Origin of the sequence: Nibrella saemangeumensis (assembly GCF_039541915.1) — a bacterium.
Classification (GTDB): Bacteria; Bacteroidota; Bacteroidia; order Cytophagales; family Spirosomataceae; genus Nibrella; species Nibrella saemangeumensis.
This window is the reverse complement of the sequence record NZ_BAABHD010000081.1, coordinates 106,716-129,315: the sequence shown is the minus strand read 5'-3', so window position 1 is coordinate 129,315 and position 22,600 is coordinate 106,716. Positions and strand designations below refer to the sequence as shown.

The 22,600-nt window shown below is 48.8% G+C and carries 22 protein-coding genes; 13 read left to right on the top strand and 9 right to left on the bottom strand.

The genetic code is table 11. The annotated features are described in order from the left end of the window. Window positions 1–30: 30 nt before the first annotated feature. The 3 genes from ABD949_RS24600 (at window position 31) to ABD949_RS24590 (ending at window position 3,763) form a co-directional block, all read left to right on the top strand. On the top strand, window positions 31–1,446 hold the full coding sequence (locus tag ABD949_RS24600; RefSeq protein ID WP_345248015.1) for a BamA/TamA family outer membrane protein: 1,416 nt from the start codon (window positions 31–33) through the stop codon (window positions 1,444–1,446). A gap of 92 nt (window positions 1,447–1,538) precedes the next feature. Continuing rightward, complete coding sequence (locus ABD949_RS24595) at window positions 1,539–2,117, top strand: hypothetical protein (RefSeq protein WP_345248013.1); 579 nt, start codon at window positions 1,539–1,541, stop codon at window positions 2,115–2,117. A 50-nt stretch (window positions 2,118–2,167) separates the two neighbouring features. Then, on the top strand, window positions 2,168–3,763 hold the full coding sequence (locus tag ABD949_RS24590; protein ID WP_345248011.1) for a peptide chain release factor 3: 1,596 nt from the start codon (window positions 2,168–2,170) through the stop codon (window positions 3,761–3,763). A gap of 287 nt (window positions 3,764–4,050) precedes the next feature. Here the strand turns inward: ABD949_RS24590 and ABD949_RS24585 are convergent, their stop codons facing one another. The 4 genes from ABD949_RS24585 to ABD949_RS24570 form a co-directional block, all read right to left on the bottom strand. Further along, complete coding sequence (locus ABD949_RS24585) at window positions 4,051–5,451, bottom strand: sensor histidine kinase (RefSeq protein WP_345248009.1); 1,401 nt, start codon at window positions 5,449–5,451, stop codon at window positions 4,051–4,053. Beyond that, entirely contained in the window at window positions 5,448–6,125 is a 678-nt protein-coding gene (locus tag ABD949_RS24580) for a response regulator (RefSeq protein ID WP_345248007.1), read from the bottom strand. The genes ABD949_RS24585 and ABD949_RS24580 overlap by 4 nt, the downstream gene beginning before the upstream one ends. Window positions 6,126–7,094: 969 nt before the next feature. Continuing rightward, window positions 7,095–7,436 carry a YtxH domain-containing protein gene (locus ABD949_RS24575; RefSeq protein WP_345248005.1) on the bottom strand — a complete coding sequence of 114 codons (342 nt, stop codon included), beginning with the start codon at window positions 7,434–7,436 and terminating at the stop codon, window positions 7,095–7,097. Window positions 7,437–7,476: 40 nt separating this feature from the next. Beyond that, the gene (locus ABD949_RS24570; protein ID WP_345248003.1) at window positions 7,477–7,722 is read right to left on the bottom strand and encodes a YtxH domain-containing protein; all 246 of its coding nucleotides are present in this window, start codon (window positions 7,720–7,722) and stop codon (window positions 7,477–7,479) included. A gap of 351 nt (window positions 7,723–8,073) precedes the next feature. Here ABD949_RS24570 and ABD949_RS24565 point away from each other — a divergent pair, with 351 nt between their 5' ends. Next, complete coding sequence (locus tag ABD949_RS24565) at window positions 8,074–9,159, top strand: endonuclease/exonuclease/phosphatase family protein (RefSeq protein ID WP_345248001.1); 1,086 nt, start codon at window positions 8,074–8,076, stop codon at window positions 9,157–9,159. Between the two features lie 191 nt (window positions 9,160–9,350). Here the strand turns inward: ABD949_RS24565 and ABD949_RS24560 are convergent, their stop codons facing one another. Beyond that, the gene (locus ABD949_RS24560; protein ID WP_345247999.1) at window positions 9,351–9,512 is read right to left on the bottom strand and encodes a lmo0937 family membrane protein; all 162 of its coding nucleotides are present in this window, start codon (window positions 9,510–9,512) and stop codon (window positions 9,351–9,353) included. A gap of 463 nt (window positions 9,513–9,975) precedes the next feature. Between ABD949_RS24560 and ABD949_RS24555 the strand changes: the two genes are divergently transcribed. Further along, window positions 9,976–10,350: a response regulator gene (locus ABD949_RS24555; RefSeq protein ID WP_345247997.1), complete on the top strand. Its 375-nt coding sequence runs from the start codon at window positions 9,976–9,978 to the stop codon at window positions 10,348–10,350. Window positions 10,351–10,501: 151 nt separating this feature from the next. Next, a complete protein-coding gene (locus tag ABD949_RS24550) occupies window positions 10,502–11,959 on the top strand; it encodes a sigma-54-dependent transcriptional regulator (RefSeq protein ID WP_345247995.1) in 1,458 nt (485 codons plus the stop codon). Between the two features lie 149 nt (window positions 11,960–12,108). Here ABD949_RS24550 and ABD949_RS24545 read toward each other — a convergent pair whose 3' ends face one another. Further along, complete coding sequence (locus ABD949_RS24545) at window positions 12,109–12,759, bottom strand: porin family protein (RefSeq protein ID WP_345247993.1); 651 nt, start codon at window positions 12,757–12,759, stop codon at window positions 12,109–12,111. A 563-nt stretch (window positions 12,760–13,322) separates the two neighbouring features. Between ABD949_RS24545 and ABD949_RS24540 the strand changes: the two genes are divergently transcribed. From ABD949_RS24540 to ABD949_RS24510, 7 genes are all read left to right on the top strand, one after another. Next, a complete protein-coding gene (locus tag ABD949_RS24540; protein ID WP_345247991.1) occupies window positions 13,323–13,745 on the top strand; it encodes a response regulator in 423 nt (140 codons plus the stop codon). An 8-nt stretch (window positions 13,746–13,753) separates the two neighbouring features. Beyond that, the gene (locus ABD949_RS24535) at window positions 13,754–15,232 is read left to right on the top strand and encodes a hybrid sensor histidine kinase/response regulator (RefSeq protein ID WP_345247989.1); all 1,479 of its coding nucleotides are present in this window, start codon (window positions 13,754–13,756) and stop codon (window positions 15,230–15,232) included. Between the two features lie 214 nt (window positions 15,233–15,446). Next, window positions 15,447–16,040, top strand: a complete 594-nt coding sequence (locus tag ABD949_RS24530) for a sll1863 family stress response protein (RefSeq protein WP_345247987.1) — start codon at window positions 15,447–15,449, stop codon at window positions 16,038–16,040. Between the two features lie 299 nt (window positions 16,041–16,339). After that, window positions 16,340–16,555: a DUF2188 domain-containing protein gene (locus ABD949_RS24525; protein ID WP_345247985.1), complete on the top strand. Its 216-nt coding sequence runs from the start codon at window positions 16,340–16,342 to the stop codon at window positions 16,553–16,555. A gap of 32 nt (window positions 16,556–16,587) precedes the next feature. Beyond that, window positions 16,588–16,998, top strand: coding sequence for a four-helix bundle copper-binding protein (locus ABD949_RS24520; protein WP_345247983.1), 411 nt, complete (start codon window positions 16,588–16,590; stop codon window positions 16,996–16,998). A gap of 281 nt (window positions 16,999–17,279) precedes the next feature. Then, window positions 17,280–17,783 carry a pyridoxamine 5'-phosphate oxidase family protein gene (locus tag ABD949_RS24515; RefSeq protein WP_345247981.1) on the top strand — a complete coding sequence of 168 codons (504 nt, stop codon included), beginning with the start codon at window positions 17,280–17,282 and terminating at the stop codon, window positions 17,781–17,783. A gap of 82 nt (window positions 17,784–17,865) precedes the next feature. Beyond that, on the top strand, window positions 17,866–18,591 hold the full coding sequence (locus ABD949_RS24510; RefSeq protein ID WP_345247979.1) for a DUF3891 family protein: 726 nt from the start codon (window positions 17,866–17,868) through the stop codon (window positions 18,589–18,591). A 62-nt stretch (window positions 18,592–18,653) separates the two neighbouring features. Here the strand turns inward: ABD949_RS24510 and glgX are convergent, their stop codons facing one another. The 3 genes from glgX to ABD949_RS24495 form a co-directional block, all read right to left on the bottom strand. Next, a complete protein-coding gene (glgX, locus tag ABD949_RS24505; protein ID WP_345247977.1) occupies window positions 18,654–20,768 on the bottom strand; it encodes a glycogen debranching protein GlgX in 2,115 nt (704 codons plus the stop codon). A 208-nt stretch (window positions 20,769–20,976) separates the two neighbouring features. Continuing rightward, window positions 20,977–21,432 (bottom strand): ferritin-like domain-containing protein, encoded by a 456-nt coding sequence (locus ABD949_RS24500; RefSeq protein ID WP_345247975.1) that lies wholly within the window; start codon window positions 21,430–21,432, stop codon window positions 20,977–20,979. 194 nt (window positions 21,433–21,626) lie between these two features. Further along, the gene (locus ABD949_RS24495) at window positions 21,627–22,346 is read right to left on the bottom strand and encodes a YiaD family glycine zipper/OmpA-like lipoprotein (protein ID WP_345247973.1); all 720 of its coding nucleotides are present in this window, start codon (window positions 22,344–22,346) and stop codon (window positions 21,627–21,629) included. Window positions 22,347–22,600 lie beyond the last annotated feature (254 nt).

Below are 22,600 nucleotides of genomic sequence, written 5' to 3'. Positions count from 1 at the left end.
CCGAAAAACGGCTTGTAGAAGCCGCTCTGAATGCTGCTGATTACACTTTTATGGTCCTGCCTGCAAGCTGTACAGCCGGTTATAAAGCCTGGTCCAAACTTTGGCGATACGCTGGTGGTTGTGCGATCGGTTAATCTATACGGAAATATTCGTACCCGCGATCGCATCATTCTGCGCGAAATGGCGGTTCGGTCCGGTGATACGCTGCGCCAGGGCGATCTGGCAGGTAAACTGGCCTGGGATCAGCGCAAAATAACAAATACCAATCTGTTCATAACCGTTGATGTGGTGGCAAAACCGGTGGTGGATACTACTGCCGGGATACAACTGGTTGATATAGAGGTGAACATGAAGGAGCGGTGGTATCTGTTCGCCCTTCCGACCTTTGATCTGGCTGACCGGAATTTTAACGAGTGGTGGTACGAACGCGGCCGTGACCTGCGCCGGACCATTTACGGGGGCCGGTTAAGCTACCGAAATGTAACGGGTGTGGGCGACCGGCTAGCCCTGATTCTGGAGTTTGGGTTCACCCGCCGGACGGTTCTGTCATATTCCCGTCCTTATATCGACCGGGCGCAGCGCACCGGCCTCCGGATCGATTTCAGCTATGCCACGAACCGGGACGTACCTTACCGCTCGGCGGCCGATAAGTGGTTGTATGTTCGTAGCAATAACCTGCTGCGGGAGCGTGCCTTCGCAGCCGTCATACTCACCCGCCGGAACGGCTTCTACCATTTTCACCAGCTCGATACCCGTTTCTTTCAGAATTCAATTGCCGATACGGTGGCCCGGCTCAATCCCGACTATTTTCTGAACGGCCGTACCCGCCAGCGGTACCTCCAGCTTTCATACGTATATACCTATGACCGGCGCGATGCAGTTGCGTACCCACTTCAGGGAACGTGGCTTCGCTTGATCGCTACTCAGATGGGCGTACTGCCCAATGACGATATCCACCAGACAGAATTGCTTGGTAGCTTCACGCGTTTCTGGCTGCTGGGTGGCCGGTTTTACGCCAACAGCGGAGTTCGGGCCAAGTATTCCTGGCCCGAGCGGCAGCCTTATTTCAACCTGCGCGGGCTTGGTACGCTGGATAACTTTGCACGGGGGTACGAACTTTACGTTGTGGACGGTCAGCAATACACTTTGTGGCGCAACAACCTGAAATACCAGCTCTTTACCGTTCGTAAGCAACTCAAATGGGTGCCGGTTCGTCAGTTCAGTACCCTGCCTCTGGCTGCGTATATTAATGTCTTTGCCGATGCTGGCTACGTGGGTAGTACGGTGGCCCGGCAGTACGAGAGCCGGCTGGCAAATACCTGGCTGTTGGGTACCGGTGTCAGCCTGGATGTAGTGACGTTCTACAACTTGGTCGGGCGGTTCAGCTTCTCCATAAACCGACAAGGGCAGACCGGTTTTTTTGTGAATATCCTCCAGGAAATATAAACCTGATTACGGGCCTGCCTATATGTACCGTATCTTTGCAGGATTTTTAATTTTCCGAGCGGTCTGCTGGTAATCAGGTGGCCCATTTGTATATGAAAAAAGTTTTAGCTTTTATCGTTTCTGTTTCCTTCCTCCTGAGCGGCCATGGCTGCCGCGATAATCAGAAAGCAGATACCACAACTGAATCGGCTGCGACATCAGCCGGCGGTGCGTCTGACACCCCAATTAGCGAACGCCTGCAGTCGTTAGGGCTCACGGGCGAAGGGCACTGGCGAGGTATCAGCCTCGGTGACTCGCTGGCTATCGTAAAAAATACCGAAGAGGCAAAGCTGTTTGAAAGTGACGCCAGTCACCTGGGGTATTCCCTGGAGTTCCCGAATATGGAGTCGGTTGATATGCTCTATCACCAGAAAGACCAAAAAGTATTGGCCATTGACGTTGATCTTTACCTGAATACCCGGCAGTCGGTGACCGACTATACGAACGATCTGAAGCAGTATTTTACGGCACGATATGGTCATCCCGTGCAGCAGGAGAAGGCGGTGGTCTGGACCGGAACCCAACAGGAGAAAATCAGCGTTATCGATGTGTCCGAGGGGAAAGACTATGGGATCAAAATAAAGATCAATAGCGCGCTGGAAGCAGCGGCTACGGCATCGACTCGTCGGTGAAATGCTGAAAATTTCGTAAATTTAGGCTTTAGTTCTGAGAAAAATACAAAATGAGCATACATGAGGAAATTGGTCTGCGCCGGACGTTCGCTATCATCAGCCACCCGGATGCCGGAAAAACCACGCTGACGGAAAAATTGCTGCTGTTTGGCGGAGCTATCCAGACCGCCGGTGCCGTAAAATCCAACAAAATCAAAAAGTCGGCAACCTCCGACTTTATGGAGATCGAAAAGCAGCGGGGTATTTCAGTGGCTACCTCGGTGATGACCTTTCACTACAATGACCTGAAGATTAATATTCTGGACACGCCCGGTCACAAAGATTTTGCGGAGGATACGTACCGGACACTCACGGCTGTCGACAGCGTTATTCTGGTGATCGACTGCGTAAAAGGGGTGGAGGAGCAGACCGAGCGGCTGATGGAGGTCTGCCGGATGCGCGACACCCCGGTGATCATCTTCGTCAACAAGCTCGACCGTGAAGGAAAAAACCCATTCGATCTGCTCGATGAACTGGAAGAAAAGCTGAACATTCGGGTACGGCCGCTAACCTGGCCTGTCAACATGGGTTCTGACTTTAAGGGCGTGTATAGCATGTACGAAAAGAAACTCTATTTCTTTAAAGTCAACAAAACCAAGGTCGAAGACGATGTGCTGCCGATTGATCTGGACGGGACGCTGCTCGACGAGAAAGTAGGGTCCCGCGATGCGGCCCAACTCCGCGAAGATGTAGAACTCATTGAGGGCGTGTACGATCCGTTTGATCCGAAAGCCTACCGCGAAGGTCATGTGGCACCGGTTTTCTTTGGGAGTGCCGTCAACAACTTCGGCGTGAAGGAACTGCTGGATACCTTCTGCCAGATTTCGCCGGAGCCCATTAGCCGCCCCACGGATAAGCGGGTGGTTAATCCGGATGAGAAGAATTTCAGCGGCTTTATCTTCAAGATACACGCTAACCTTGACCCGCGTCACCGCGACCGGATTGCGTTTCTGCGGATTTGCTCCGGTAAGTTCGAGCGCAACAAGTTCTACCACCACACCAGGCTCGATAAAGATGTGCGGTTTGCCAGTCCATTCAGCTTCATGGCCGACAGCAAAAGTGTAGTGGACGAAGGCTTCCCCGGCGATGTAGTGGGATTGTACGATACCGGTACGTTCAAAATTGGGGATACCCTGACGGAAGGGGAGGACCTTCAGTTTCAGGGCATCCCGAGTTTCTCTCCCGAAATTTTTAAGGAACTGATCAATACCGACCCCATGAAGGCCAAGCAACTGGATAAGGGCATTCAGCAGTTGACCGACGAGGGCGTTGCTCAGTTGTTTACCCTATCACTGGGTAACCGGAAGATTGTCGGTACGGTGGGAGATCTCCAGTTCGATGTGATTCAATACCGGCTGGAACATGAGTACGGTGCTAAATGCCGTTGGGTACCGATGAACATCAGCCGGGCCTGCTGGATTACCTCGGATGATAAGAAAAAATTAAACGAATTTATCCGGTTAAAAGGCATGCAGATTGCCTATGATAAAGATCAGAACCCGGTTTTTCTGGCAGATTCGGACTGGGTTCTGCGCATGAATCGTGACAACAACCCGGATATAAAATTCCATTTGACATCCGAGTTTAAGACAGCCGTGGAGTTCTGAGGTGAGCTTCGTGGATTATGATTTTGGAGGGGGTAGAAAATTTCTGCCCCCTCTTTGTTTAAAAATGTTGAGGAAAAGTTAAACAAAATTTAAACTGGTCGAGTTATTGTAGTAAATAAGCAAATAGCAGGACGGTTGAGAGCGCAAGATGTTTGGTTAGAGGTTGAGTTGTACTAAGGTTGAGAGGAGTTGAGTTTTTGCAGATTAATTGAGACTGAGGAAAAATAAAGTCCGGCCGCTTGGCCGGACTTTATTTTTGTAACAAGAGGTAAGTACTTTCGTATGAATCAGGTAAGCGCCTTGGTAGATTGACCTGAATACTGGTTTTCTTCTTTGTTACCGGATTCCTGAAGGTCAAATGTTATAAAAATGGTAGTGCCTTTGGCTTTTTCGGATTCAATCCGGATGTGCCCCTGGTGAATGGCAATAATCCGGTGAGTAAGCGCTAAGCCAATGCCGTGTCCCTCTATACCAATCGTTTCGTCGGACCGGTAGAATGGATTAAACACGTGCGGAAGATCTGATTCCGGAATGCCGTATCCGTTATCAATAAACTTTAACTGAATTTGTCCGGGGGAAAAGGAGATCTGGACCAGCACACTTTCATTGGCAGAATACTTGCAGCCATTTTCCATTAGATTTTGAAAAGCTGTCTGTAACAGGGATTCTTCGGCCAGAATGGTAAGATCCTCTTCCCGGTCGGGTAAATTGTTAAAGTCAATTTGAATCTGGTAATTGGGCGACTTCTGGAGCAGGTTACCCCTAGCCTGCCATAGCAACTCGTCTATACGAACCGCTTTAAAGGGGAGGGTAGATGTATCGGCGTTGACCCTGGCCAATTCCAGGAGGCCACTTACCAGGTTATTCATGCGTTTCACCTCATCAAGAACGGCCAGGAGGGTGGTTTCATACTCCGCTTCCGTCCGGGACTGCATCAGCGTAACTTCAATCTGTCCCATCATTACGGTAAGGGGGGTACGGAGCTCATGGGACGCGTGGGAAACAAAACTTTTTTGAGAGATAAAGGCTTCTTCGAGCCGACTAAGCATACTATTAAAGGTATTGGCTAATTTAGATAATTCGTCTCGTTGGGCACTGATCTGAAGCCTTTTATGAATACTGGTTGCTGAAATAGCGTTTACCTGATCAATAAGCAGGGAAATAGGCCGAAGGGTATCTGTAGCAAACACCCAGCCGGCAATACCCACAATAATCAGGCTGCATAGCCATCCAAACAGAAGGATTTGCTGGAGACGTTGTAATTTGGAGAATCCGTAGCGATCGTAGCCGGAAATAAAAACAAGCATTGGTTTGTGGTTCTTCTCCAGAAAGCGAAGGCCAAGCGATTCAATGCTGTTTTCCCTGAACTTGACCCGACCTGTTGTTTTTACCTGCTGAAGAAGTTCGCCGGAAATGAAGGGTTTGGCACTACCATTACGAAAAATGAATTCTCCGTTGGCGTTATATACCGCAATTTGCTCCTCAAAAAGTTGAGGAGTGCCACCCAGCAATTTCGAATTGGTTATTCCTCCCCCCCGTAAAATGTCGGAGGCTTTATTTTCCAGACGCTGGTAAAACTCTGCTTCCCGGAACTGGTCGAACATATAATAAATGGAGACCGAGAACAACAGCATGATGGAACCCACCAGCAGCAAAAACAACAGAGTTAACCGAGTCCGAATGGTCATTCTTCTTTTAACATGTATCCCATGCCGATCACCGTATGGATAAGTCGGGCGGGAAAGTCTTTATCAACCTTCTTGCGAAGAAAATTGACGTAGACGTCGATAACATTGGTCCCTGTGTCAAAATGAATATCCCAGACTTTTTCGGCAATATCGATCCGCGATACTACACGGCCCCGATTCCGCATCAGATACTCGAGCAAGCCAAACTCTTTGGCCGTCAGTTCAATGCGTTTGCCGCCCCGTCGGGCAACTTTTTCGTTCAGGTCCAGCTCCAGATCCGCTACTTTCAATACATTCGCTTTTACGCCGGTATCCTGACCCCGTTTATACAGCGCACGCAAACGGGCCATCAGCTCCCGGAATTCAAATGGCTTGACCAGATAGTCGTCTGCTCCGGATTCAAATCCTTCCAGCTTGTCTTCAACTGACCCAAGAGCGGTCAGCATCAGGATTGGCGTTTTGATCTGATTCTTCCGCAGTGACTGGGCCAGATCAAAGCCGTTCATCTTCGGCAGATTTACATCGAGCACAATTACGTCGTAGCTGTTGCTCAGGGCCATGGTTTGTCCAATCTGACCGTCATAAGCAACGTCTACCTCACAGGATTGTTCTTCCAGACCTCTTTTCACGAAAGAAGCCAGTTTGGGTTCGTCTTCTACAACCAGTATTTTCATATATGCAAACTACTTGGTAGTCGCAAATTAAAAAAAACTCGACTTCTATATCTATTTACTGCGTAAGTATTCCGGATAAATAATCATACGATAGTTCCTGTTCTGAATACCACACCCGAAAAGAAGAGAGTATCTGTGTGTAGTTGGTTGGGTTCCCAATCAGTAAATATGTTGGGCTCAGGTTAAATCGCTATGAATCAAAGATTAAAAGCCGATTAAAGAAAGGAGACGATGCAGGAGACCAACAAAAAAGCCGACGGAGACTCTCCGACGGCTTTCCGCTTCTATCCACACCATTTCAAGACGTGTTACCTGGCGGCAACCAATCTTGATGTTCAACCTTCCCTTTGTAAAGGATCTTTATACTTAACTAAGTAATACCTGGTTCAGTTCGGAGAAGTGTCTCTGTATCTCCGTTTGTTCTGATACAAATTTCGCGCTTACTTATTAAATCCAAGTTAACCCCTAGTTAAAATTGACTTAATTTATCGGTTAGACGTAAGCGGTTGAAAAAGTCACATTAGCCACTAAAAAACCTCAATATGACTGTTTTCGTTTGTAAAAGTAATATATAAAATTGAAAAAATGAAATGTATGAAATTTTACTGAACGGTCTCCTTAGTAAAATTACTTAGGAGTGGGCTGCTAAAAAGTATCTAGTCCGCTCAGGTTGGTGAGACCCTCACCAGCTATCCGAAGATTGGTCAGGCCTGGGAAAAATAAGCCAGCCCCATCATGGTAACTAAAGCAATCAGCCGATAAACTAAACTGAAATTATTCTGGGTAGTACGGTGGTAATTCATAAGTAGCGTGTAGCTGAATGTTTTGACGCTACAAAAGTCTTACCTTTTAATTAAATGAACTTTAAACAGCCGTTAAAACCCCATTAAAAAACCCTGGCCACATGTGGTCAGGGTTTTTTAATAACGTTGAGTAAATCAAATCGCTTTAATTGATTAGCGTAACAGCTTAGTCAACCCGGATTGAGTCTCTGGTTGACTCGATGCCTGAGTGAGCGTTATCAGCCATGTGCTCTACCGTCTGGTTGTACTGAGACTTAGTAGCGTCCATGTCGCTATCACCCTTGTGCAAATTCTTGTTAGCAAAGTCGTTTACCTTCGCTTTTGCCTGGTCGTAGCCCTGCTTTACCTGGTCTACCCCTTTGCTCCACTGATCCTGCAGATCCTTGGAACGCTTATCGGCTTCTTCCGACAACATTTTACGTGTTTCTCTTCCACTACGTGGCGCTGTCAGAACACCTACAGCAACACCTGTTAATAAACCGGTCAGAAAATCTCTTGTGCTTCGCATACTATTGAGTTATTTTAGGTTCAACATAGATTAGTTTTCATTATACCCGGGGCTCTGATCCGCCCGCATCGCCTTTAAAGCGTGAAGCATTTGCTTCAACCACCTCATTATACTGACTCTTTATATTATCAAGACCTGTCTGTAACTGATCCTGCAGGTCTCTGAAAAAATTGTCAGCATCCGTAGATATGCGTTCACGAGTTTCGCGACCGCTGCGAGGTGCCAGTAAAATGCCCACCACGGCACCGGCGGCTAGCCCAAATAAAAGTCCGGGTAATGATCTCATCCTGTTGACTGTTTAGTGTGAATTTTTATTACACTCACTATTTAGAAAAATTCGTACCAATGCCTGTTACTGTCTTGATTGTGCATGAAAATTACTGATTTTCAGTTATTTAACACGCAAGGCCTGGCCGTGTTTTCATTTCTGGGAATTAGCACTGAGGAAGATTTTCCACATCCGGGTAACGTCATTCCTCAGTTTGGGCATTCTGACTAAGTCATTTAGTAGAATTATCCGGCTTCTCCACCTTACCTATAACGGGTATCCCCCTATAATTGTTAATTTCAGACTTTATTTCCTTGTCGTTTATGATTATTCGGCAGTTGACCTACACTCCCCGTTTTACTGCTATTTATGGAAACCTTAGAAGTGGTGTTTTTATGTTATAGTCTGTTTATAGTGACAGCTTCGTTTATTAACCTGCTGCGAATTGATTATTGGTGGATCCGGATGTGGGATTTTCCCCATCTTCAGCTAATCGTACTGGCGGTACTGGGATTGGGCGGGTGGTTTATCTGGGTTCACCAATATAACTGGCCCAACTGGCTAGTGCCTGTATTCCTGGTGGCATCAATCATATATCAGCTATGGCTTATTTTTCCCTATACCCGCTTGCATGCTGTACAGGTACCACCCCTACGGACAGTGAATGAAGAAGCAGAAGGAGGGAAGCTGGCAGAGATCAGTCTGTTGATTGCCAACATCCTGATGGAAAACAACCGGTATAATGAGGTACTCCAGTTGGCCCAGCGGCAAAACCCGGATATTATTCTGATCCTGGAAGCGGATGAGACCTGGCGGCAGAAGCTTAACGCTCTGGAGCCTAACTACCCGTACCGACTCCTGCACCCCCTGGATAATACCTATGGCATGTTGTTGTATTCGAGGGTACCGGTGCGTGATCCGAAAATTCGGTTTCTGATTGAGGACGAAGTGCCTTCTATTCACGCCCAGCTCGTTCTGGAAAATGGGCAGAACATCCATTTCTTCGGGGTTCATCCGGAGCCGCCCAGTCCTACGGAGCATAACCGGTCGACGGAACGGGATGCGGAACTGGTGCTGGTAGGACGTGAAGCTCGTCGACTGAATGAGCCCGTTATTGTGGCGGGGGACCTGAACGACGTTGCCTGGTCGCACACAACCCGTCTTTTTCAGCGCATCAGCGGCCTGCTCGATCCCCGCGTAGGGCGGGGGCTGTTCAACACCTTTCACGCCCATTACTTTTTTATGCGGTGGCCCCTCGACCATATATTTGTGTCGCAGCACTTCCGCCTGGTCCATATCGAACGGATGCCGTCCTGTGGCTCCGATCATTTTCCCATGTTTGTCACCTTACAGCTTGACAATAGCTTAAGCAACCGGACAAACCTGCCTAAGCCCGACAAGGAAGACAAAGAAGAAGCTGCAGAAAAGGTAGACGAGGCAAAAGAAAATAAGTAGTATTACCCAGAATAGAAAAATCCCTGCACTCAAATTGGTGCAGGGATTCCGTACCCACCGTAACTTGTACTTAACCTAAAATGAAACCACCTAAACCTAAACGTACCACTCTATTAGGAGTTCTGTTTATGAGTACAGCAAATAAAAGAAATTAGTTGCTGATTCATATCTTAATATTAGTAAACGGCTGCTCAAACGCCCCTGCCCTGGATCAAACGCAGCACAACAGCGATAATGGCGATAACCAGCAGCACATGAATGACATTGCCGAGCCCGAAACTATTGAAGCCCAACAGGCCGACCAGCCAAAGGATAACGAGAATAACGGCAACTGTGTAAAGTAAATTTCCCATAACGTGCTTGAGTAAATCAGACTTTCCTGTGTCTCTTGCTCGACTATCTCTACTGAAAAAGTTGTGCCAATTCCCTCTTAGGGTCCTGCCAGTTCTCTTTTCATGGCTTTTATGTTTGTAAATGAGCCAAATAGCGGTAAAACAGGTCTTTTTCCTTCAGCAAAGTTCTGGGGACTCTCCTTAATTCGTTGTGGAAATTCGTCTACATCTGTAGAAATTACTGTAGAAAAAAAACTCAGTTCATTTTGGCTCCGTAGTATACGCCCCTAAGTAAAAAAAATATTAAATAATGTAACTGGCTTATAATAGGCGGTTTATAAGGCTTTTGCGGAGGCTGTCACCTCCCAGACAGCTAGTTAGGCACTATATTTTATATAATAAGAAGTAAAATAAATTATGAGTACTAATGACTGGGGCAAGGACGTTGGGCGTCGGAGCAAATACACAGCAAAGACCGGCCGTAATGACAAATATTAATACGAATAAACGAGTGCTGATCGTTGACGATGAAGCAGACATCTGCCTGTTGTTGTCAGGGCTTCTCCGGCGGTTAGGCTATCAGCCGACTTGTGCGCATTTTCTGGAGGAGGGTAAGAAGTGTATCTACAAACAACAGTTTGATGCCGTATTTCTGGACCTGAACCTTCCCGATGGACTGGGCTTTGATTTATTGCCGGTCATCAAACAGGAAGGTGCGCCCACCAAGGTTGTTATGATCAGTGCATTTGATGGTATGGCTGAACGAAAGCGAGCTTCTGAACAGGGTGCTGACTACTTTATGGGAAAGCCTTTTTCCCGACGAACGGTTGAGCAGGCCCTGCAGTTTATACAGGTTTAATTTGTATATTTGTTTTAGAAGAGCCTGTTTCGATAGGCTCTTTACGTTGTTATTATCTCGTACAGACCGGATTGGGTCAAAGCAGATTGAGTTCTCCCTGCTTAACTCAAGGCCTGTGAGTACCGGGTAAACCCCGAACAGGCATTAACGTATGGAAAAAATACTGATTGTTGACGACAATAACGATATCTGTCTGCTCCTGGAACGCTTTCTTGGTAAGCAGGGCTACAAAACGGCTTCGGCTCAGCGAGGTGAAGACGGACTGGCTTTGCTGCGTAAAGACCCCTTCGAATTAGTAATCTGTGACTTTAAACTACCCGATATTGACGGCCTTGAAATGCTGCGCCGGATCAAAGTTCTTGATCCGTCTACGGCGGTAATCATTATTACCGGTTACTCCGATGTTCGGGTGGCGGTACAGGCGGTAAAACACGGGGCTTTTGATTATGTAACCAAGCCCCTGTACCCGGACGAGATCCTGTACACCATTAAAAGTGCGCTCGACCGCCGGAGTCAGCAGCTCGCCCAGCCCACTCCCGAAGCCGATGAGACACCCGTGCCGGCAAAAGCTCCTAAAGCCTCCAAAGCGTCTCAGGCTCCCAACGGCAAACGCTTTATCTACGGCAAAAGCCGGGCGGCCGAGCAACTCCAGAAACACGTAGATCTGATTGCACCGACCAATATGTCGGTGATTATCACCGGTGAAACCGGAACCGGTAAAGAATTTGTAGCCAACGCCATTCACCTGAAGAGTAAGCGGGCCGAAAAACCTTTTGTGGCAATTGACTGCGGGGCGCTTTCCAAAGAACTTGCCGGCAGTGAGCTGTTTGGTCATGTTAAAGGCTCTTTTACCGGAGCCATGGCCGACAAGGTCGGTAGCTTTGAGGTAGCCAACGGCGGCACGCTCTTCCTGGACGAAATTGGTAACCTGTCATACGAAAATCAGATTAAACTCCTGCGGGTGCTGCAGGAACGGAAAATAAGACGTATCGGCAGCAACCAGGATATTTCGGTTGATGTGCGCATTATCTGCGCTACCAACGAAGACCTGCGCGATGCCGTGCGGCAGGGGCGCTTTCGGGAAGATATATTTCACCGGATCGATGAATTTCGGATTGAACTGGCTCCGTTGCGCGAGCGCCGGAGCGATATTATGATTTTTGCCGAGCACTTCCTGGATCTGGCTAATCAGCAGCTGGAAAAAGAAGTGCGGGGCTTCGACGATGAGGTTAAAGAAAAACTGAAAGAGTACTACTGGCACGGCAACCTGCGCGAACTACAGAACGTCATTAAGCGGGCAGTTTTGTTGGCTCAGGAAGATCTGGTCACCGTTGATTGTCTGCCCCCGGAAATTGTAACACCGACGTACCTGACGGCAGAAGATACCGGGCAGGTGGCGACCGTAGCCGGCGAAGCGCTGCGGCCGGGTGCTCCGCCCATCGTTCAACAGGCGGGCAACCTGAAATCAGTCTCGGAGAATGCCGAACGGGCTGCCATTCTGAAAGTGCTGGAGAAAACCGGATACAACAAAACCAAAGCCGCAGAAGTGCTCAATATCGATCGTAAAACGCTTTATAACAAGTTAAAAGCGTATGATATTCATCTGTAATTACTGTATTTCCCGTCAGACCGGAACAAATAGGTAAGGCCAAGCGGCACTTTTTCCGGTTTTTGCCGTTTATAGTATGGGTACTTGATAATGAAAAGGCCCCCGGCATTGGTCCGGGGGCCTTTTTGTTTACTGTCCTGCAAGTTAGTTTAGCGTAAACTTACCCCGAGCGAAACCATACCCACTGCATTCCGGGCGTCGCCGAGGAACAGACGGGCACCGTCTGTATTCGTGATCTTGTTAAGACCCTGGCCGTAGCGCAGGCCCAGAAATGCCTTGCCAAAATAGATATTTACTCCACCAGCAAGTCCTACGTCGAACTTATTAAAATCGGCTGTATTCAGACGCTGGCTGCCCGAGCCAAATGTTCCTTCTGAATTCATCCTGGCGCTGAGCAGGTAAGCTCCGTACGGACCGGCCTGAAGCTCTACACTGGGGCCAACCTTAAAGGTAGCCAGAATTGGCAATTCCAGGTAGTTGAGCCGAAACGTGTTACGTCCCTGAAAGAAAGCCAGGTTGTAGTCGGCCGAAGCGCCCTTAGCGGTATAAAGTAATTCCGGTTGGATCGCTAAGAAATCGCCGGCTGGAATCTGTGCAAATACACCTGCGTGAAAACCATACGCTTCTTTACGGTTGTTAACATTTTGTAAATCCAGCGTGCTGGCGTTGAAACCTCCTTTGATACCGGCACGTACAGTATTGAACGTTGCCGATTGTGCCTGAGCTGAGTCTGAGGTGGCAATCATGCCTCCGGCTGATAACAGGCTGGCCAGAAGCAGTTTGATGAACGGTTTTTTCATACGAATTGAGTTGGATAGACTACGAAAGGTAATTACCCTTCGGTGTTAGTTGTAACAATCTCATGCCAAACAAAATTAAAAGGTATTTTACTTTTAGGTAAGTAGCTCATAATAAGGGGGATATTGCAAGGTAGCCACCCCTGTTTAGTTCCGCGCATATTGGAAAAAATTAATTTTTATGCGTAAAGCTTTCTACACTTTGAGTAAAAAAATTTTCACTCGTCGTCTTTTTTTAGCTGGTAACATCATCTGTGCCGACTGGTTTAGTCTGGTTTTGTACTGGACGCTTCTTAGAAAAGCATTTGGGACATGCCTGTTGGATAGATTTTTAAAAAAGGATTTATTTTATTTTTGTTAGTAGGATATATTTGACCGGATGAAAAGCCAGTTTATTCAACTGGCTTTTCACTTATTGGCCGACGGCTACCACTTTTGCCGTAATAGTTGTATTTTTACGAAGTAACGGTAAAATGGCCCATATATAGGGACTCGTATAGTAACGTATGACAGGAGCGGCCGTTCAGGAAAACTAAATGTCCTTCATGTTCCGTAATCAAGCTAAAATGACAATTCTAATTGCCGACGACGACGCAGACGATCGCATGTTTCTGGAGCAGGCGCTACGCTCCATTGGGTATACACAGGACATTCAGTTTGTCGAAGATGGGGAGCAGTTGATGGACTATCTGAAGCAGCAGGGTTCTTACTCCGAAGCCAACGCACCCTGGCCCAATCTGATCATTCTGGATTTGAACATGCCCCGGAAAAATGGCTTTCAGGCTTTGGAAGAAATCAAAGCCGACGCCCGTCTGCGTCGATTACCGGTTGTTGTGATGACTACCTCATCGGCCGATGAAGACGTGCTGCGGACTTACAATCTGGGCGTTAATTCGTATATCACCAAGCCCTTTAATTTCAACCGGCTGATTGAAATGATGGGCGCACTGAAGACCTACTGGATTGATACAGTCAAACTACCCGAATAATTGAGGGCATGAATGTTAAAGTGAAACCACTCGACGTTAGCGAAAAACAACACATGATTAGGGTGCTGCTGGTAGAAGATGACGAAGATGATTACGTATTGACCCGAACGCTGGTATCCACGAAAGAAAATGCCAATATCCGTCTCGACTGGGTTGATAACTATCCGGCGGCTGTAGACGCTGTCTGTCAGAATAATTACGATGTGTATCTGGTCGATTACCGGTTAGGTGAGAACACGGGCCTGGATCTGATCCAGGAGGCTACCCGCTCGGGTTGCCGGGCCCCCATGATCCTGCTAACCGGCCAGGACGATCTCTCCGTTGACCTCTCTGCGCTCGAAAAGGGAGCCGCCGATTATCTGGTAAAAGGGCGCATTGATGCTCAACTGCTGGGCCGGAGCATTCGTTATGCCCTGAAACAGGCCGAAGTTTTAGGCGAACTCTACGAAAAGGAGAATAAGTACCGGTCTCTGTTTGAGCGGTCAATCGATGCTATTTTTGTTACCGACAGCGACCTGCGTTTTCAGGATGCGAACCCGTCGGTCGAGCATCTGCTCGGCTACAGCCGCGAGGAACTCAAGCGGCTAAATGCATTGCGCCTGTTTGCCTCCGGTGATGATTTCCGTAAACTGCGGTTTTACGTGCGGGAATACGAACAGGTAAAAGACTTTGAAACGGTGCTGATCAGCAAGCAGGGCCGGAAGCGGGACTGTCTGGTATCTGTCTGGGCAGTAGAAGATGGAAGTGGTAAACCGGAGTGGTACCAGGGTATTGTCCGGGATATTACCGATCAGAAAAAGGCGCAGCAGGAACTGATTATTGCTGAGAAGCTGAGTATGACCGGAAAAATTGCCCGTAGCATTGCCCACGAGGTACGGAACCCGCTCACTAACCTGAGCCTGGCGCTCGACCAGCTGCGGGAGGAACTGCCGCCGGATGACGATTATTACACGATGTACACCGACATTATCCGCCGGAACGTCGACCGCATTGGGCAACTAATCACCGAAATGCTGAATTCCTCGAAGCCCCGCGACTTGGATCGTAAAGCGCAGGACGTTAACCGGGTTGTGCAGGAAACGCTGCAACTGGTATCAGACCGGCTTAAATTGAAGTCGATGCAGCTGGTTACCGATTTTGGTTCCGACGACTGTACGGCTCTGATTGACCGCGAGCAGGTTAAAACGGCCTTGCTAAACATCTTTATCAATGCCGTAGAGGCAATGGAGCCAGGCAAAGGCGTGCTCACGGTGCGAACCCGCTGTACAGACGACGATAAGGTGTGCATCACCATTTCCGATAACGGCAGTGGCATCAGTGAGGAAAACCGGCAGCGGCTGTTTGATCCGTTCTTCACGGGAAAACAGGGGGGTATGGGGCTTGGACTAACCACCACCCAGAATATTGTCAATAGCCACCGGGGAAGTATTGAGGTTGAAAGTCAGGTTGGTCAGGGGACGGCATTCCGGTTGAACTTTCCCAGGTAGATTCGATTGAACTATTTGCTGACTACAAAATAAAAGAAAGGGTTATGCCTAAACAGGTGTAACCCTTTCAGGTTTAATAGATAAGCAACTTGCTTGACCGATTTGCTGAACGTATTTTTTAGAAAGCGCCAAAATTTGGTTCATATATATACGTGGCGGGGAGTTTAGTATGTAAATTGCTTGGATTTTAAGGATAGGGTAAGACTCGACAGGTATGAGAACGCCAATTAAGATTTCGCTGGTTGTGTTGGGGGTAAGCTGCATAAGTGGATTTATGCAGTTCAGTTGTGATTCGCCGGCCGATCAGCAGGCGGCCACTGTTCAGGAAAAGCCGCAGGATGCCACAACGGAAGGCAGGGCGGCCGAAAAGTCGGTTCGGATTAAGCCGCGGCCGAAAACGACACCTGGGTCAGAAACTCAGGAACAAGCTCCGGAGGTAGCGCAGAATGACCAGGAGGGGCCGGTTGAAAGCACGGATCAGCCATTTGAAGAATCGCAGGAGGATGCCACAAGCTGGGATTCCGAACGAGAGGAGCTGCGCAAGAATGTGAAAGCAGAGATTGACGCTATTGAAACAAAAATCGACGAGTTAAAAGGTGAAATTGACGGTGCCGGCCCGGATGTACGCACCCGATGCCAGCGTGCTATCAGCGAACTGCGGTACGAACGGGCTAAATTAAGCACCCAGCTTAAGTCCATAAGTTCCGCCAGACGGGATAACTGGGAAAAGGTAAAGGTCCGAATCAGCAACGCTATTCACGCCACGGATGAGCGCATCAGCCAGGTATCTGAACAGGTTGCCCGTTAGTCTACCTTACTTACCCCTTTGATCCCCCATACAGGAACCTGATTCCCGCTGATACTGAGCCGGTCAAAAGACCGGCTTTTGTCGTTTTTATACTGTGTAAATTCCTACACAGCCACCCCACTTTTTCCACAACGGGCAGCATATACGTTTATAGGAGTCGAGTCTTATTTAAAGGTTTAGGATCTGCGCAATTTATTGATAGCCAAATACTTGATTTTAAGTTTAACTTTTTTTGCACAGCCGTTGGCGGCTGGCATAATTATCTCATTAGGATTAGCAGACCTGTAAGCAACAAGACTATGATGTGGAGTGCAACCCATTTTCCGGCCGCCATGCGATCCCTTAACCCCACAACGCGGGCTAAGGCTATTGAGATAGCCAACGACTTATTGAGTCGGGGAGGCTTGGAAAAGCAGCAGATCATTTCCACCAGCATTGACGAAGCTCGTAAGTGGGCTCGCCGAAGCTACACGGATGCGGACCGGAACGGAGCCTACATGCCACGCAGGTTTTAATTTCATCATCACTATTGTAAAGGAGACGAGCCATGATTTGGAAGAAAGAGATTTACGAAACCCTGACCAGCTGTGCCACCTTGTGTGACGAATGTGCAACAGAGTGCTCGCGTTCAACTGACATCGAAAACTGGTACCGTTGTATATTCTTAAACCTCGACTGCGCTGATATCTGCCGTCAGGTGGCAATGTTATACGTTCGTGGCTCGGAAAATACTCGTTTACTAGCCAAAACCTGCATTGAGATTTGCGAAAAATGCGCCGAAGAGATGTGTAAATTCGACGCTGAACGCTGCCAGCAGGTTCATGCCATGTGCCAGCAGACCATTCGGAGCTGCGTATCTATTCTGGATATGGCCCAGGATTCTGAACTGGCAAAACCCAGTACAACGCCGACTTCGTTGTTTTACGGCATTGATCTGCGCGAAACTCTTTATAACTAAATACGGCGCGTTTGAATGAGTTGGGCTTTATTCCCTAAACTTCTCAAACCATTCAAACGCTCCAGGTGTTTATAGTATGGTATAGCCGGGAAATCCGGGAGCATAGGTTGTTGGTAGTTAGCGGTTGCGGAAAGTATAGGATGCTGTCTTGTATACCTGCGGAAGCTGTGGAGTGAAATCTAAGCGGAACATGAACTAACAACGACCTGACCCTCCCGGATTTCCCGGTTTTCTTTTTATTCCCGGCGCCCCGACTGGCCCGGGTTAATCAGCAAAGCGTTATGGAAGCAAAAGAACAGAAAAACCCGCAGATGGAGAAAGTCAGGGAGATGATCGAAGACATCCGGATCGGGATGCTTACGACCATTGATGATGACGGTAATCTGGTAAGCCGGCCTATGGCCTGTATGCAGATCGACGAAAACGGCTCTCTGTGGTTTTTTACCAAAAAAGATTCCCCCAAAACAGATCAGATTGAACATCATGAACACAAGGTAAACGTGAGCTTTGCCGATGTAAGTGATGCTGATTATGTATCTATCTCGGGTACCGCTACTGAAATCTACGACCGCAACAAAATTAATGACCTGTGGTCGCCGGCTGCCAAGCCCTGGTTTCCGGACGGTAAAGATGATCCGAGCCTGATCTTGATCCGTGTAGATACTAAAATGGCCGAATACTGGGATTCCAACGCCAGCCGGATGGTTCGGCTCATGGAAATGGCCAGGGCTGCCGTAACGGGTGATACCTATAAGGAAGGCGAGAATAAAAAAGTATATAACTAATAGCAGGGTGCCGGCAAGGGCCCTGATAACCTGGTAAAATGGAGGGGTACCGTTCTGGTACTCCTTTTTTATTGATCTTATTATGATTGTTTCCTCAACTAATTCCGGCTGGGAGGTTATTCACCAGCAGGCGCACGGGTTACTGGCCTTTCAGATCGCCCTGCAGTGGCGGTTCGACAAACGGCCGGTTCACTGGCACGAAACGCTGGTGGCGCTCACCGAACACGATGATGGCCAGGATTCTTGGGAAGGGCAGAACCACCTGACTGCCGCCGGGGCTCCCATGGATTTTCAGATTCTGGAATACTCCGTAGAACAGTGCCGCAATATGATCCGGATTGGGCTGGAAAAAAGCCGGTGGAATGCCCTGATGCTGTCGATGCACACTACCTTTCTCTATGAAGAAAAACGCGGTAAGGATCTGGATCTGGACGCTTTTCTGGACCAGCAGCGCAACAACCAGCAAAAATGGCGGAAACAATGCGGAGCGACCAAAGCCGAAGCCGAATATGCTTATGATTTTCTGCAGTGGTGCGACGCACTATCGCTTCTTCTCTGTCAGGGGCAGGTACCACCCGAAGAGCGTCGGCTTGAGGTGAGCCTGGGACCGGATAAAGCTCCTTATTTCATTTTGCAACGAAAAAACGGTACGCTGACCCTCGACCCCTGGCCGTTTGAGGCTACGGAGTTTTTGGCGCATGTGGAGGTCTATAAACTAAACCAGCTTCAGTTTCGGGACGATCAGGAGCTGTTCAATGCACTGCAGGAGGCTGATGTAGAGCCGCGTGAATGGACTTTTCAGAGGTGAACACCTATATAAACACAACAGGCCGTTCGTTGATGAACGGCCTGTTGTGTTACTGATACTGGTTAAACGGCCCGCAGCAGCAGAACCGAGCGTCCTGGTACCGGTAATGTTGTTCCGCCCACAATGGGCTGGGTTTCCGGGCGAACCTGTCCGGCATTGGTATCTACCAGAACGTCCCAGTTTTTTTTCTTACTGTCTGAAACGGGTAGCACAAAGGGTACATCTTCCCAATAGCTGTTTAGAATCCAAAGCAGATGATCGTTGGCAATATCTACGCCTTCGGGGTCATGCTCCGTGACTTTTGACCCTTCGATAAACAGGCCCATGCAGCGGGTGCCGGGATCATTCAAAGTTTCTTCGTTAACCGGTTTTCCATCCGGACGCAGCCAGTTGATCTGGTCGCTTTCGTAGAACTTCCGACGGTGGAACAGGGGTATCTCGTGCCGGAGCGCCGTCAACTGGCTGGTGAAATCGTACAGAGCCTGCTGGCGCTCGTCCCAACTCCAGTTCATCCAGCTGATCTCGTTGTCCTGGTTATAAGCGTTGTTGTTGCCGTTCTGTGTGCGGCCGCACTCATCACCCATTACGAGCGTCGGGACCCCCTGGCTCAGAAAGAGAGTAGCCAGGAAATTGCGTTTCTGCCGCTCCCGAAGCTCCAGGATGTCTTTGTCTTTGGTTGGTCCTTCGACCCCGCAGTTCCAGCTCAGGTTGTCGTTATGACCGTCGCGGTTGTCTTCGCCATTGGCTTCATTATGCTTTTCGTTGTAGCTGACCAGATCATTCAGCGTAAAGCCATCATGCGCCGTAATGAGGTTAACGCTGTGGGCCGGAGAGCGGCCATCGGTTCCGTACATATCGGGACTACCCAGGAGACGTAAGGCCAGATCGTGGGCCTGGCCTTCATCGCCTTTCCAGTAAGCCCGAACCGTGTCGCGATACCGGCCATTCCATTCGGCCCAGCGTACCGGGAAGTTACCCACGTGGTAAGACTGGATGTCCCACGGCTCGGCAATCAGCTTTACTTCGCACAGTACCGGGTCCTGCGCCACCACGTCCAGGAACGACGACAGGCTCTGCGAGATATCTTCGCCCCGGATCAGCGCAGCCGCCAAATCGAAGCGGAAGCCATCGACGTGCATTTCGCTTACCCAGTACCGCAGGCTGTCCATCACCAGCTGAAGCGCCCGCGGATTGGTCAGGTCCAATGTATTGCCTGTGCCGGTATAGTCCATAAAGAACTGCAGCTGATCGGTTACCTGCCGGTAGTACGAGCGGTTGTCGATACCTTTCAGCGACAGGGTAGGGCCCATGTGGTTGCCTTCGGCGGTATGGTTATACACCACATCCAGAATGACCTCGATGCCGGCCTTGTGCAGCGCTTTCACCATCTCTTTGAATTCCGTCACCTGCTGCCCCATGGTACCCGAGGCCGAGTAGCCGTTGTGGGGCGCAAAGAAGCCGATGCTGTTGTAACCCCAGTAGCTTTCATCGGTAAACTGGTGGATCGGCATTAGTTCTACGGCTGTTACACCTAGTTTTTTCAGGTAGTCGATACTTTCAGGACTACCCAGACCGGCATAGGTTCCCCGCAGTTTTTTGGGAATGGTCGGGTGTTGATGGGTAAAACCTTTGACGTGCAACTCGTAGATGACCGAATCATGCATCGGAATGTCGGGCCGCTTGTCGTCCTCCCAGTCAAATTCGGGATCGACTACTATGCTTTTGGGCGCGATAGGGCCGCTGTCCTCCATGCTGGGAAAAAGAAACCGCTCGTCGGAGTCTATCTGGTAGTCGTAGCCCAGTTGGCGGTCGTCGTGAACAACCAGGGCGTGAATGGCGCGGGCATACGGGTCCAGCAGCAGTTTGTTGGGGTTGAAGTAGTGACCCAGCGCCGGTTCATACGGTCCATCGACGCGGTACCCGTATAGCAGTCCGGGTTTAATGTCTTCCAGGTAAATATGCCAGATGTGTTCAGTTTGCTCGACTACCTGGATACGAGCTAGTTCTTTATCGGGGTGTTTGGGGTCATACAGGCAGAGGAAAACTGCCGTAGCGTTTTCGCTGAACAGGGAGAAGTTTACGCCCTGACCATCATACGTGGCACCCAGCGGATAGGGCCGGCCGGGTTTGGATGTATAATTGGATGCTTCTCTGGGAGAAGTTACATGGTTTATCATAATCTGCGTTAGCCAATATATAAGTGTATCTACGCATAAACTAAAAACAGACCGGCTTGGTTGGCAGGTCTGTTGCTTAATGAGGTTCCGGTCTTCAAAGTATAGTGCGAGACCTGAGCTATCTGGTTATCAGGAGTGTAACAGAATCGTGAGCAAACAAAAAAGCCCTCCACCCAAACGGGAGAGGGCTTTCCGATCCCACCATTCACTACACTACCAAAGCTATTCTGGACATGCCCGAGTGGGCGGCCATTATTTGTTCCTTATGGCGCAACAACAACTCACGGGTGCTGGCCATTAATGTCGTATCATTCAGTATCTCGCTGTAACTATCGAGCGCTATCTGGTCACCGCGCTTACATTCTTCCACCGTCGCTTTATCGTCGTTGGCGGTAAACGCCGTCTTTACGTTAATCCAGGCCCGGTGCAAGTCACTGGCAATACTGGTATCGTGATCGGGTGTGCCACCCAGGGTCCGGATCTCCCGGTCAAGCTCCAGCGCAAACTCCCCACGTTGACGGGACTGAGCCAGAAACAGACTTTTTAATTCGGCATCTTTGGCATTTTCAGCTGCCTGCTGGTAGCCTTTTTCCGCTTCATGATTGCGGGTCATAAGCTGATTCAGCTTATCGAGGATTTCGGCCCTTGTTTCTTGTACGTTCATAACGTTGATGCATTAATATTTTCTAAACGTTGAATAACTGGCGCGTCAAAAAGAAAAGTAGACACAACGTTCAGAAGTAAATCAGAAAGCAGCCGGCCATTGGCGATTGTCAAACTTCACATTCCTCACTCATCTAAAAGCCGGCCGACTGCTTTCTGTTGGGATTGCTCCCTTTTATTTATTCTATAGTTCGGTTATTCCACCTTCCCGAGATCTCCTCGCTTAGCTGCCCGCTTCAACTCATCATTGGCAAAAATGGCAACTTCTACCCGACGGTTTTGCTGACGACCAGCTTCTGTGTCATTGTCAGCCAGTGGCTGTGCCTCTCCATACCCTTTTTCATCGATCCGTGCGCCCAGAACCCCGCGGCTTTGCAAATACCTGGCTACGGCGTTAGACCGCTGCTTCGATAGTCGCAGGTTATAATCGTCGGGACCAGTGGCATCGGCATGACCCTCAATCACGATCTGAGTGTCTTCGTACTTCTGCAGCGTTTTGGCGAAATCGTCCAGCTCCCGTTTTGTGGCAGACTTCAGGTCATATTTGTCTACATCGAACAGAATATCGGAACCAAACGTAATCTTTATTCCTTCGCCAACCCGTTCAACCCGTGCGTCGGGCAACTCGCGTCTCAGTTCTTCGGCCTGCTTATCCATATACCGGCCAATTAAAGCACCAGCGGCACCGCCTATGGTTGCACCCAGAATGGCACCAATTGCTGTTGATCCTTTCCGCTTACCGATCAAACCACCCGCTACGGCACCCGCACCGGCCCCTATCACAGCGCCACGCTGTGTTTTATTCGTATTGTTCTTAATGGATTTACATCCTGTCAGCACTTGTCCCGAAAGAAGGCTGGCTGTCAACACAATCGCTATTGCCTTCGTTCCGGAATATGTTTGCTTACTCTTCATGTTTCGGTGTTTGTTTCGTGATAATTCAGGTTTCCAATTCTATACCAGATTAGATACTAATTAGATAAAAAGGATTAATTAAAGCGCCTAGTCTTTTGTTAATGCTTTGATTGTCAGATGCCTACTTTGATGAATAAGATGCATTAGCTTTTTTTGTGGTCCGTGCGACAGATACGGCCACCAGCTGCCGAATGAACGTATATTCCTCAATCATGTAGAATTGATTCTACAAGTCGAGTTGGTTTGTAGAGAAT

What these genes read in the sequence shown, in the direction of transcription:
- ABD949_RS24600 (WP_345248015.1), top strand. Translation starts at nt 31, where the DNA reads ATGCTGCTGATTACACTTTTATGGTCCTGCCTGCAAGCTGTACAGCCG.
- ABD949_RS24595 (WP_345248013.1), top strand. Translation starts at nt 1,539, where the DNA reads ATGAAAAAAGTTTTAGCTTTTATCGTTTCTGTTTCCTTCCTCCTGAGC.
- ABD949_RS24590 (WP_345248011.1), top strand. Translation starts at nt 2,168, where the DNA reads ATGAGCATACATGAGGAAATTGGTCTGCGCCGGACGTTCGCTATCATC.
- ABD949_RS24585 (WP_345248009.1), bottom strand. Translation starts at nt 5,451, where the DNA reads ATGACCATTCGGACTCGGTTAACTCTGTTGTTTTTGCTGCTGGTGGGT.
- ABD949_RS24580 (WP_345248007.1), bottom strand. Translation starts at nt 6,125, where the DNA reads ATGAAAATACTGGTTGTAGAAGACGAACCCAAACTGGCTTCTTTCGTG.
- ABD949_RS24575 (WP_345248005.1), bottom strand. Translation starts at nt 7,436, where the DNA reads ATGCGAAGCACAAGAGATTTTCTGACCGGTTTATTAACAGGTGTTGCT.
- ABD949_RS24570 (WP_345248003.1), bottom strand. Translation starts at nt 7,722, where the DNA reads ATGAGATCATTACCCGGACTTTTATTTGGGCTAGCCGCCGGTGCCGTG.
- ABD949_RS24565 (WP_345248001.1), top strand. Translation starts at nt 8,074, where the DNA reads ATGGAAACCTTAGAAGTGGTGTTTTTATGTTATAGTCTGTTTATAGTG.
- ABD949_RS24560 (WP_345247999.1), bottom strand. Translation starts at nt 9,512, where the DNA reads ATGGGAAATTTACTTTACACAGTTGCCGTTATTCTCGTTATCCTTTGG.
- ABD949_RS24555 (WP_345247997.1), top strand. Translation starts at nt 9,976, where the DNA reads ATGACAAATATTAATACGAATAAACGAGTGCTGATCGTTGACGATGAA.
- ABD949_RS24550 (WP_345247995.1), top strand. Translation starts at nt 10,502, where the DNA reads ATGGAAAAAATACTGATTGTTGACGACAATAACGATATCTGTCTGCTC.
- ABD949_RS24545 (WP_345247993.1), bottom strand. Translation starts at nt 12,759, where the DNA reads ATGAAAAAACCGTTCATCAAACTGCTTCTGGCCAGCCTGTTATCAGCC.
- ABD949_RS24540 (WP_345247991.1), top strand. Translation starts at nt 13,323, where the DNA reads ATGACAATTCTAATTGCCGACGACGACGCAGACGATCGCATGTTTCTG.
- ABD949_RS24535 (WP_345247989.1), top strand. Translation starts at nt 13,754, where the DNA reads ATGAATGTTAAAGTGAAACCACTCGACGTTAGCGAAAAACAACACATG.
- ABD949_RS24530 (WP_345247987.1), top strand. Translation starts at nt 15,447, where the DNA reads ATGAGAACGCCAATTAAGATTTCGCTGGTTGTGTTGGGGGTAAGCTGC.
- ABD949_RS24525 (WP_345247985.1), top strand. Translation starts at nt 16,340, where the DNA reads ATGATGTGGAGTGCAACCCATTTTCCGGCCGCCATGCGATCCCTTAAC.
- ABD949_RS24520 (WP_345247983.1), top strand. Translation starts at nt 16,588, where the DNA reads ATGATTTGGAAGAAAGAGATTTACGAAACCCTGACCAGCTGTGCCACC.
- ABD949_RS24515 (WP_345247981.1), top strand. Translation starts at nt 17,280, where the DNA reads ATGGAAGCAAAAGAACAGAAAAACCCGCAGATGGAGAAAGTCAGGGAG.
- ABD949_RS24510 (WP_345247979.1), top strand. Translation starts at nt 17,866, where the DNA reads ATGATTGTTTCCTCAACTAATTCCGGCTGGGAGGTTATTCACCAGCAG.
- glgX (WP_345247977.1), bottom strand. Translation starts at nt 20,768, where the DNA reads ATGATAAACCATGTAACTTCTCCCAGAGAAGCATCCAATTATACATCC.
- ABD949_RS24500 (WP_345247975.1), bottom strand. Translation starts at nt 21,432, where the DNA reads ATGAACGTACAAGAAACAAGGGCCGAAATCCTCGATAAGCTGAATCAG.
- ABD949_RS24495 (WP_345247973.1), bottom strand. Translation starts at nt 22,346, where the DNA reads ATGAAGAGTAAGCAAACATATTCCGGAACGAAGGCAATAGCGATTGTG.